Genomic DNA, 10945 nt, shown 5'->3' on the forward strand with positions numbered 1-10945 from the left:
CCGGTGCCCGGCCCCGGCCGGGCACCGGCCCCCGATCGGCCCCTGATCGGCCCCGGGTCGTCCCAGCTCAGGCGCCTGGCCGGGCCCGGATTCTCCCCTTACCACCGTCGCCCCCACCCATCCCGGTCACGAACGAGTCGCCAAGATCTCACCTCCTGGACAGGTCCGGGGGCTATCCAGCGGCCCGGCCCGCACGGCACACTTCTACGCGCGTCCTTCTACGCGCGTCGACGCATTGACGCGCCGACACCCGGGCGCGCACCCACTCACGCAGCCAAGTTGACGGTCCATCTGCCGTCGCCCCACTCGGGAGAGTCGTCCATGCCCCTGAACCGCCGTGACTTCGTCACCCGGTCCGCCGCCACCGCCGCCGGCGCCGCCCTCGTCGGCGGTGCCGCCGTGGCCGCCGCCCCCTCCGCCGCGGCCGCCGAGCCGGACACGGCGGCCGCCAAGGGCCAGCGCAAGCCGCGCAAGCAGGCCTTCACCGTCATGGGCACCACCGACCTGCACGGCCGGGTGCTCAACTGGGACTACTTCACCGATGCCGAGTACGTCGACAAGGCGCACAACGCGGTCGGCCTCGCCAAGATCTCCACCCTGGCCAACCAGGTGCGCGAGGAGAAGGGCTGGAACCGCTGCCTGCTGATCGACTCCGGTGACATCATCCAGGGCACCCAGCTGACCTACTACTACGCCCGGATCGAGCCGATCGCCACCGACGGCGACACCGTCCCAGACCACCCGATGGCCGTCGCCATGAACCTCATGGAGTACGACGCCGCCGCGCTCGGCAACCACGAGTTCAACTACGGCATCCCGACCGTCAAGGCCTTCGAGGACCAGCTGGAGTTCCCGCTGCTGGGCGCCAACGCGCTGCACGCGAAGAACGAGAAGCCCGCCTTCCCGCCGTACGTGATCAAGGAGCTGCACCTCGGCGAGGGCAAGCCGCTGAAGGTCGGCATCCTCGGCCTCACCAACCCGGGCATCGCGATCTGGGACAAGGCCAACGTCAGCGGCCAGATGGTCTTCCCGGGCATCGTGGAGACCGCCGCCAAGTACGTGCCGCGGATGAAGGCGGCGGGCGCGGACGTCATCGTCGTCTCGGCGCACTCCGGCATCGACGAGGCGACCACCTACGGCGACCAGCTGCCCTGGCCCGAGGACGCGTCCGGCGAGATGGCGGAGACCGTCCCGGGCATCGACGCGGTCCTGGTGGGGCACACCCACAAGGAGGTCCCGCAGCGCCTGATCGTCAACAAGAAGACCGGCAAGACGGTCGTGCTCTCCGAGCCGCTGTGCTGGGGCCAGCGCCTGAGCTGCTTCGACTTCGAGGTCGAGTTCGCCGACGGCGCCTGGAAGGTCACCTCGGTCTCCTCGCGGGTGCTGAACTCCAACACCGTGCCGGAGAACCCGGAGATCACCAACGCGCTCACCGAGCAGCACAAGAAGGTCGTCGCGTACGTCAACCAGAACATCGGCACCAGCAAGATCGAGCTGTCGATCGCCGAGTCCCGCTTCAAGGCCACCCCGATCATCGACCTGATCGGCAAGGTCCAGGCCGACGCCGTCAAGACCGCGCTGGCCGGCGGGCAGTACGCCAACCTCCCGGTGCTGGCCCAGGCCGCCCCGTTCAACCGCACCGCCGTGATCCCGTCGGGCCAGGTCAAGCTGCGCGACGCCGCCGGCCTCTACATCTACGAGAACACCCTGGAGGCCCGCATCCTGACGGGCGTCCAGCTCAAGGACTACCTGGAGTTCTCGGCGAAGTACTACAACCAGCTCGCCCCGGGCGCCCCGGTCGACAAGGACGCCCTGACCGGCGCCGAGACCACCCCGGACTACAACTACGACTCGGTCTACGGCCTGAGCTACGACATCGACATCGCCCAGCCGAAGGGCCGGCGGATCGTCAACCTGTCCTTCCAGGGCAAGCCGATCGACCCCGCCGCCCAGTTCGTCCTGGCCGTCAACAACTACCGTGCCAACGGCGGCGGCAACTTCCCGCACGTGGCCAACGCCAAGCTGGTCTGGTCGAACTCCGACGAGATCCGCAACACCATGATCGCTTGGGTGAAGGCCAAGGGCGTCATCGACCCCGCCGACTTCTTCACCGACTCCTGGCGCCTCGTCCGCGCCGGCCAGCCGGTCTTCTGACCAGCACCCCCTCCCCTCCGAGGCGCCGCCGGGCCCGTCCGCCCGGCGGCGCCTCGCCGCATCCGGCCGGTGGCATGATGCCCGCCATGACCGAGCCGGACCACCGAGTCCTCACGTACGCACGCACCCTGACCCCGCCACCGGGCTGGAAGGTCGAAGTCTCCGGCGGCATGATCGTCATCACGGCGAGTCCGTCCGTCGCCCATGCACACACCCTCTGGCTCGTCCGCCGCCAACTCGACGCGCACCGCCCTTCCGACGTGATGCCGAGCGAGAACACCGACCTCGTCTCGCCGGCCATCGGCATGTTGCGCAACCCCGACCTGACCTACGTCCCGCTCTCGGTCCTCGACTCCGGCGGCAACGAGGTGCCCGCCGAGCAGGCGGCGATCGCGGTGGAGATCGTCTCCCCGTCGAACCCCGAGAACGACCTGGTCGGCAAGGTCCGCGACTACCCGCTGATGGACATCCCGCTCTACCTGGTGATCGACCCGCGCAACGGCGACATCACGCTCTACGCCGAACCCTCCCCCACCGGCTACCACCGGCAGTGGAACGGCAAGTTCGGCGACCGGGTGCCGATCCCGGCCCCCTTCGACTTCGAGCTCGCCACCGACACCCTGCTCCGCTACCCGGCCTGACCCGCTCGTCCGGCGAGACGATCGGACATCCAGCGAAGACTGGAGGATATTCATCCGCTCGCCGGCCCTCCCTATCGTTGAAGACATCGCGAACGGCCCCACGGGGGGCCGGGGTTGTCGAGCGGACAGGGAGTGAGTGCGATGCGTGCGATCGTTCAGCGTGAGGTCGGCGGGCCGGAGGTCCTGGAGGTCGCCGAGGTGGAGCGTCCGCAACTGCTGAGCGGCGAGGTGCTGGTGCGGGTGAAGGCGGCCGGGGTGAACCCGGTGGACGTGGCGGTGCGGGCGGGCATGTTCCCGCTGCTGGGCGCGCCGCCGTTCACGGTGGGCTGGGACGTCTCCGGGGTGGTCGAGGAGGCCGCGCCCGGCGCCCGGTACCGGGTGGGCGACGAGGTGTACGGGATGCCGTTCTTCCCTCGCGCCGCGAACGCCTACGCCGAGTACGTGGCCGCGCCGTCCCGCCAGCTGGCCCGCAAGCCCGCCTCGATCGACCACGTGCAGGCCGCCGCGCTGCCGCTGGCCGCGCTGACCGCCTGGCAGGGCCTGGTGGACGCGGCGGACGTCGGCGAGGGGCAGCGGGTGCTGGTCCACCGGGCGGCGGGCGGCGTCGGCCACTTCGCCGTGCAGATCGCCAAGGCCCGCGGCGCGTACGTGATCGCGCTGGCGAGCGAGCCCAAGCACGCCTTCCTCAAGGAGATCGGCGCCGACGAGGTCGTCGACTACCGCACCACCGACTACACCCAGGCGGTGAAGGACGTCGACGTCGTCTTCGACTCCTCCTCCGAGAACACCCGCGCCCTGGACGTGCTGAAGCCCGGCGGCGTCCTGGTGAGCATCATGGAGCACCGGGACCGGGAGCTGGCCGCCGCAGTCGAAGCGGCCGGGCGCCGCTTCGCGGGTGTCTCCGTCGAGCCCGACCACGCCGCCCTGGAGGCGATCGCCGCCCTGGTGGACGAGGGCCGGATCCGTCCGCACGTCGCGCAGGCCTTCCCGCTGGCCGAGGCGGGCCGGGCGCACGAGCTGGTCGGCTCCGGTACCGTCCAGGGCAAGGTCGTCCTGACGGTCGGCTGAGGAGCACCGGGGACCACTGAGGACCACTGAGCACCGCCGAGGACCACCGAGGAACGCCGGTGAAAGCACCCAAGGGGGACGGGCGTTGGACATCCTGACCGAGGCACTGGGCTCGATGCGGACGGCCTACCCGTCCTCCGCCCGCACCGAGGGCCGCGCCCCGTGGGCCCTGCGCCTGCCCCCGGTGCTCGGCGCCGGCTTCCACGTGGTGCTGTACGGCACCTGCTGGCTGATCCCGCTGGGCGTCGGGGACGGCGCCGACCGGCAGGAGCCGACAGCGCTCAGCCCCGGCGACGTCGTCTTCCTGCGGGACGGCGGCGGCCACGTCCTGGCCGACCACCCGGACACCCCGCCGGTGGACGCCCGGGACTGCGTGAAGGACTCCGCCCCGCCGATCGGCACCCTCACCCTGGGCGGCGAGGGCGCCCGCACCAGCCTGCTGTGCGGCAACTACCACCTGGACCAGGGCCGCCCGCACCCGATGGTCCGCCAGCTGCCGGCCCTGATCCACCTGCCGACCCGGCACGGGCGCCACCCCGAACTTGCCGCCGCCGTCCAGCTGTTGGGCACCGAGCTGGAGAATCCGCGGATCGGTTCGACGGGCATCGTCCCGGCACTGATCGACTCGCTGCTGCTGTACATCCTGCGGGCCTGGTTCGAGGACCAGCCCGCCGCGACGGCCGCCGGCTGGGCGGCCGCGCTGCGGGACGCCGCCGTCGCCCCGGCCCTGACCGCGATCCACGAGGCACCGGCCACCCCGTGGACGGTGGAGTCGCTGGCGGACCGGGCGGGCCTGTCCCGGGCCGCCTTCGCCCGCCGCTTCACCACGATGGTGGGCGAGCCGCCGATGGCGTACCTGACCCGCTGGCGGATGACCACGGCGGCCCGGCTGCTGCGCGAGTCCGAGGCACCGCTGACCTCGGTCGCGGCGCAGACCGGCTACGGCTCGGAGTACGCCTTCGCGAAGGCGTTCAAGCGCGAGTTCGGCCTGGCCCCCGGCGGTTACCGCCGGGAGGCCCGTGCCGCGTAGGCGCCCGCGATCAGAGCCGGACGCTCAGGACCGCACGATCAGAACCGCACGATCAGAGCCGTACGGTCTCAGCCGCACGGTCCGAGCCGCCCGACCGGCGGACGGTCAGAACGGGAACACCGCCCGCCCGTGCTGCACCGAGATCCACTTCATCGTGGTGAACGCGTCGACCGTCGCCTCCCCGTTGAGCCGCCCGACGCCGGAGTTCTTCTCCCCGCCGAACGGCACGCCCGGCTCGTCCGCGATGGTCCCGCCGTTGACGTGGATCATGCCGGTCTCGACCCGGTGGGCGAGCCGCACCCCGCGCTCGACGTCGGCGGTGTGCACCGCGCCGCTGAGCCCGAACGGCGTGTTGTTGGCGATCCGCACGGCCTCGTCCTCGCCGTCGAAGGGCACCAGCAGCACGACCGGGCCGAACAGTTCGCGCTGCAGGATCGGCGCGTCCTCGGCGAGGCCGGTGAGCACGGTCGGCGCCATCAGGCTGCCGGTGGTGGTGCCGCGCAGCAGCGCGGTGGCGCCCGCGGCGACCGCCTGGTCGATCTGGGCGGAGAGGGCGTCGGCCTGGACGGGGTTGATCAGCGGGCCGATGTGGGTGGCCGGGTCCTTGGGGTCGCCGACGGTGAGCGAGGCGACCTTGGCGACGAACTTCTCGGTGAACTCGGCCTCGACGGCGCGGTCCACCAGCACGCGGTTGGCGGACATGCAGACCTGGCCCTGGTGGACGAAGCGGCTGAACACCGCCGCGTCCACGGCGTAGTCGACGTCGGCGTCGTCCAGCACGATCAGCGCGCTGTTGCCGCCGAGCTCCAGGACGCACCGCTTGAAGTTCGCGGCGGCGACGGTTCCGACGTGCCGGCCGACCTTGTCGGAGCCGGTGAAGGAGATCACCTTGGGCACCGGGTGCTCGATGAAGCCGTCGCCGATCTCCGCGATGTCGGTGATCACGACGTTCAGCAGGCCGGGCGGCAGGCCCGCGTCCTCGAAGAGCTTCGCGATCAGGCCGCCGCCGACCACCGGGGTCTCCTGGTGGGGCTTGAGCACCACGCCGTTGCCGAGGGCGAGTGCCGGGGCGACCGCCTTGAGCGCCAGGAACAGCGGGAAGTTGAACGGGCTGATCACGCCGACGACCCCGACCGGCAGCCGGTAGAGCCGGTTCTCCTTGCCCGGGGCGGGCGAGGGCAGCAGCCGGCCCTCGGCGGCCACGGACAGGTGCAGGCACTCCCGCAGCACGTCCTTGACCAGGGACAGTTCGAAGCCCGCCTTGAGCGCGGTGCCGCCGAGCTCGGCCATGATCGCCGCGACGATCTCGGGCTCGCGCTCCTCCAGCAGGCGCAGCGCGCGCTCGAAGACCAGTCGGCGCCGGTAGGGGTTGGCGGCGGCCCACCCCTTCTGGGCGCGTTCGGCGGCGCGGTAGGCCCGGTCGAGCTCGGCGACGGTGGCGACGGTGATGGTGGCGAGCTTGTCCCCGGTGTAGGGGTCGACGTCGACGATGTCCCAGGAGCCGTTGCCGCTGCACCACTCGCCGTCGATGTACTGCAGCGCCAACTCGGAGAAGTACGACATCTGTTCCCTCTCATGCACCGACCTGATGGAACATCATCGTACTGATGTGTCAAAGCTCCTGGCGTACCGCGTACAACAGATCCCTGGTTCGCGCCGGGTCCAGGCTGTCGGCGATCAGGTCGTCCATCGCGTGCCGGTACTCGGTGACCTCGGCGGGTTTGTCGAGGTAGAGCGCGGTGGTGAACTGCTCCAGGTAGACGACGTCGGAGAGTTCCGGTTCGGCGAAGCCGAGCACCGTGAAGGCGCCGCTCTCCGCCGACAGCCCGGCGTTGCCGAACGGCAGCACCTGCAGCCGCACGTTGGGCAGCTCGCCGAGCTCCAGCAGCCGGTCGAGCTGGCTCCGCATCAGCTCGGACCCGCCCCAGGGGCGGCGCAGCGCCGCCTCGTCCAGCACGGCGACGAGCTGCGGCGCGCGCTCGCCGGTGAGCAGTGCCTGGCGTTTGAGCCGGACGTCGACCCGGCGCTCGATCTCCTCGGCCCCGTGGTCGTGGCAGCCGGCGGTGACGACGGCCCGGGCGTAGTCGGCGGTCTGCAGCAGCCCGTGGACGAACTGGACCTCGTAGCTGCGGATCCGGGCGGCGGCCTCCTCCAGTCCGAGGTAGTTCTGGAACCAGCCGGGCAGCACGTCGCCGTACTCGTGCCACCAGGAGTTGGCGTTGGCGTCGCGGAGCAGGCCGAGGACGGTGGCGCGTTCCTGTTCGGCCTCGACGCCGTAGAGGGTCAGCAGGTCGGCGACGTCGCGTTCCTTGAAGCCGACGCGGCCGAGTTCCATCCGGCTGATCTTGGACTCGGAGGCGCGGATCGAGTAGCCGGCTTCCTCCCGGCTGACGCCTCTGGCTTCGCGGAGCTTGCGCAGCTGGGTGCCGAGCAGCAGACGCCGTACCGTCGCGCCTCCGCCTGCCTGAGTCGTGCCCATCGAAGTCAACCTCCGCACTCGCGCAGCCCCCGGCCGTCGGCGGCAGTCTGCCACCTGGCACCGACGAACAACAGCCCGTCCCGGGAGGCTTTCCGGTCGCTGTGAGAAGCCTGTGGTTCCGCTGTGAGCCAACCCTCGGTGTACGGAGGGGTGTCGCGCCCGTCGTGCGCCCCCACGCGTGGAGGTTTCCCCTGTGCGCCCCACGCGATCCCGGCTGCGCCCTCCCCCGGACTCACCGTGCCAAGGGCGCCTGCACGCTCCCCGACGGCCTCTCCGACGCCCTCCCCGACGGCCTCTCCGGAGACTTCGGCGCCCCCGGAAAACGCGACGGCGCCCGCCCTCCAACTGGTCGGGGAAGAGGGCAGGCGCCAGGAGACCGCGTTGGCCCGGCGACGCTGGCGGGGGCAGCGGGTTGAGCTCCCGGCGATGCGGCGCCGGGGGTTCGGGGGCCGGTCGGACCGTCAGACCACCAGGGGGCGGTCCGTGGGTCGGATCGGGGCGGGAAGCGGGGTCTTGCCGCCCAGGTACGCGTCCACCGCGGCGGCGGCCGAACGGCCTTCCGCGATGGCCCAGACGATCAGCGACTGGCCTCGGCCGGCGTCTCCGCAGACGTACACGCCATCGACATTGGTGGCGAACCGGCCGTCGCGGGCAATATTACCCCGCGCGTCGAGGTCGGCTCCCAGCTGCTCGACCAGCCCGTTCCGCACGTCGGTGCCGGTGAAGCCCATGGCGAGGGTGACCAGCTGCGCCGGGATGGCCCGCTCGCTGCCCGGCACCGGCTCGAACCGGCCGTCCTTGAACTCCACCTCGACGAGGTGCAGTTCCTGGACGTTGCCGACGGTCTCTCCCTCTTCGGGGGCGGAGCCGGTGAAGCGGGTGGTGTTGACGGAGTAGATCCGCTCGCCGCCCTCCTCGTGGGCGGAGGTGACCTTGTAGGTCATCGGCATGGTCGGCCACGGCTGGTGTCCGGGCCGCTCCTCGCTCGGCCGCGGCATGATCTCCAGCTGGGTGACGGAGGCCGCCCCCTGCCGGTGGGCGGTGCCGACGCAGTCCGCGCCGGTGTCGCCGCCGCCGATGACCACGACGTGCTTGCCCTTGGCGCTGATCGGGGACTCGACGAAGTCGCCCTCCTGCACCTTGTTGGCCAGCGGCAGGTACTCCATGGCCTGGTGGATGCCCTTGAGCTCGCGTCCGGGCACCGGCAGGTCGCGGGCGGTGGTGGCGCCGGCGGCGACGACGACGGCGTCGAAGCGCTCGCGCAGCTGCTGCCCGGTGATGTCCTCGCCGACGTGCACGCCGGTGCGGAAGCGGGTGCCCTCCGCGCGCATCTGCTCGATGCGGCGGTTGATGTGGCGCTTCTCCATCTTGAACTCGGGGATGCCGTAGCGCAGCAGTCCGCCGATGCGGTCGGCCCGCTCGTACACCACGACGGTGTGTCCGGCGCGGGTGAGCTGCTGGGCGGCCGCGAGGCCGGCCGGGCCGGAGCCGACGACGGCGACGGTCTTGCCGGACAGCCGCTCCGGCACCTGCGGGGTGACGCCGCCGCGGTCCCAGGCCTTGTCGATGATGGTGACCTCGACGTTCTTGATGGTCACCGCGTCCTGGTTGATGCCGAGCACGCAGGCCGACTCGCAGGGCGCCGGGCAGAGCCGCCCGGTGAACTCCGGGAAGTTGTTGGTGGCGTGCAGGCGCTCGATGGCGCCGGCCCAGTCGTCCCGGAAGGCGAGGTCGTTCCACTCGGGGATGAGGTTCCCGAGCGGGCAGCCGTTGTGGCAGAACGGGATGCCGCAGTCCATGCAGCGGCCGGCCTGCTTGGTGATGATCGGCAGGAGGCTGCGCTCGACGTAGACCTCGTTCCAGTCCCGCAGACGGACGTCCACGGGACGGCGCTCGGCCAGCTGCTTGGGCGTGGTCAGGAAGCCCTTGGGGTCAGCCATTAGCCGCCTCCATCATCTTGCGAGTGGTCTCGGCCTCGGAGAGGCCATCGCGCTCAGCGGCGTCCTTGGCGGCGAGCACTGCCTTGTAGTCGGTCGGCATGATCTTGGAGAAGCGGGAGACGCCGCTGCCCCAGTCGGCCAGGAGTTCGGCGGCGACGGTGGAGCCGGTCTCCTCGTAGTGCTGCTGCACGGTCTCGCGCAGCCAGTCGCGGTCGTCGGCGGTGGGGGCCTCGATGCCCACCATGCCGTCGTTGACGTTCGCGGGGCGCAGGTCCAGGACGTACGCGATGCCGCCGGACATGCCGGCCGCGAGGTTGCGCCCGGTCTCGCCGATGATGACGACCCGGCCGCCGGTCATGTACTCCAGGCCGTGGTCGCCGACGCCCTCGACGACCAGGGTGGCGCCGGAGTTGCGGACGGCGAAGCGCTCGCCGGCCTTGCCGCGCAGGTGGATCCGGCCGCTCGTGGCACCGTAGCCGATGGTGTTGCCGGCGATGACGTGGTTCTGCGCGTCGTTGCCGATGGCCGCAGCCTCGCGGGCCGGGCGGACGACGAGCACGCCGCCGGAGAGGCCCTTGCCGACGTAGTCGTTCGCGTCGCCCTCCAGCCGCAGCGTGACGCCGCGCGGCACGAAGGCGCCGAAGGACTGCCCGGCGGAGCCGGTGAAGGTGACGTCGATGGTCCCCTCCGGCAGGCCCTCGCCGCGGTACCGCTTGGTCACCTCGTGGCCGAGCATGGTGCCGACGGTGCGGTTGACGTTGCGGATCGGCAGCTGGATGCGGACGGCGTCGCCGCGCACCAGGGCGTCCTCGGCGAGCGTGATGAGCTGGTTGTCCAGGGCCTTGTCGAGCGCGTGGTCCTGGGTGGTGGTGCAGTGCCGGGCGGCGCCGTCGGGCAGGTCGGGCACGTGGAAGAGCGGGGCCAGGTCGAGCCCGGCGGCCTTCCAGTGGTCGATCGCGGCCGTGGCGTTGATGTGCTCGGCGTGGCCGACGGCCTCCTCGATCGAGCGGAAGCCCAGCGAGGCCAGGATCTCCCGGACCTCCTCGGCGATGAACTCGAAGAAGTTGACGACGAACTCGGGCTTGCCGGAGAACCGGTCGCGCAGCACCGGGTTCTGGGTGGCGACGCCGACCGGGCAGGTGTCCAGGTGGCAGACGCGCATCATGATGCAGCCGGAGACGACCAGCGGGGCGGTGGCGAAGCCGAACTCCTCGGCGCCGAGCAGCGCGGCGATCACCACGTCACGCCCGGTCTTCAGCTGCCCGTCGGTCTGGACGACGATGCGGTCGCGCAGCCCGTTCAGCAGCAGGGTCTGCTGGGTCTCGGCGAGGCCGAGCTCCCAGGGGCCACCGGCGTGCTTCAGCGAGGTCAGCGGCGAGGCGCCGGTGCCGCCGTCGTGGCCGGAGACCAGGACCACGTCGGCGTGCGCCTTGGAGACACCCGCCGCGACCGTCCCGACGCCGACCTCGGAGACCAGCTTCACGTGGATGCGGGCCGCCGGGTTGGCGTTCTTGAGGTCGTGGATCAGCTGCGCCAGGTCCTCGATCGAGTAGATGTCGTGGTGCGGCGGCGGGGAGATCAGACCGACACCCGGGGTGGAGTGCCGGGTCTTGGCGACCCACGGGTACACCTT

8 protein-coding genes are annotated in these 10945 nt (G+C 71.4%); 4 read left to right on the forward strand and 4 right to left on the reverse strand.

What is annotated here, in order from left to right:
- Positions 1–321: 321 nt before the first annotated feature.
- The 4 genes from ABTY56_RS03985 to ABTY56_RS04000 all read left to right on the forward strand — a co-directional run bounded on the left by ABTY56_RS03985 (position 322) and on the right by ABTY56_RS04000 (position 4893).
- On the forward strand, positions 322–2154 hold the full coding sequence (locus tag ABTY56_RS03985) for a bifunctional metallophosphatase/5'-nucleotidase (protein WP_350626240.1): 1833 nt from the start codon (positions 322–324) through the stop codon (positions 2152–2154).
- An 86-nt stretch (positions 2155–2240) separates the two neighbouring features.
- Positions 2241–2795, forward strand: a complete 555-nt coding sequence (locus tag ABTY56_RS03990; protein ID WP_350626242.1) for a Uma2 family endonuclease — start codon at positions 2241–2243, stop codon at positions 2793–2795.
- 141 nt (positions 2796–2936) lie between these two features.
- Positions 2937–3863: an NADP-dependent oxidoreductase gene (locus ABTY56_RS03995; RefSeq protein WP_350626244.1), complete on the forward strand. Its 927-nt coding sequence runs from the start codon at positions 2937–2939 to the stop codon at positions 3861–3863.
- An 85-nt stretch (positions 3864–3948) separates the two neighbouring features.
- On the forward strand, positions 3949–4893 hold the full coding sequence (locus ABTY56_RS04000; protein WP_350626246.1) for an AraC family transcriptional regulator: 945 nt from the start codon (positions 3949–3951) through the stop codon (positions 4891–4893).
- A gap of 105 nt (positions 4894–4998) precedes the next feature.
- Here ABTY56_RS04000 and ABTY56_RS04005 read toward each other — a convergent pair whose 3' ends face one another.
- The 4 genes from ABTY56_RS04005 to ABTY56_RS04020 all read right to left on the reverse strand — a co-directional run.
- The gene (locus tag ABTY56_RS04005) at positions 4999–6456 is read right to left on the reverse strand and encodes an aldehyde dehydrogenase family protein (RefSeq protein ID WP_350626280.1); all 1458 of its coding nucleotides are present in this window, start codon (positions 6454–6456) and stop codon (positions 4999–5001) included.
- 49 nt (positions 6457–6505) lie between these two features.
- Positions 6506–7372, reverse strand: a complete 867-nt coding sequence (locus ABTY56_RS04010; protein WP_350626248.1) for a Sco1979 family transcriptional regulator — start codon at positions 7370–7372, stop codon at positions 6506–6508.
- 461 nt (positions 7373–7833) lie between these two features.
- Positions 7834–9312, reverse strand: coding sequence for a glutamate synthase subunit beta (locus ABTY56_RS04015; protein ID WP_350626250.1), 1479 nt, complete (start codon positions 9310–9312; stop codon positions 7834–7836).
- Positions 9305–10945: GltB/FmdC/FwdC-like GXGXG domain-containing protein (locus tag ABTY56_RS04020; RefSeq protein WP_350626252.1), on the reverse strand; the 1641-nt coding region annotated here is incomplete at its 5' end. The genes ABTY56_RS04020 and ABTY56_RS04015, both read right to left, overlap by 8 nt.

Origin of the sequence: Kitasatospora sp. NPDC097691 (assembly GCF_040302665.1) — a bacterium.
Lineage (GTDB): Bacteria > Actinomycetota > Actinomycetes > Streptomycetales > Streptomycetaceae > Kitasatospora.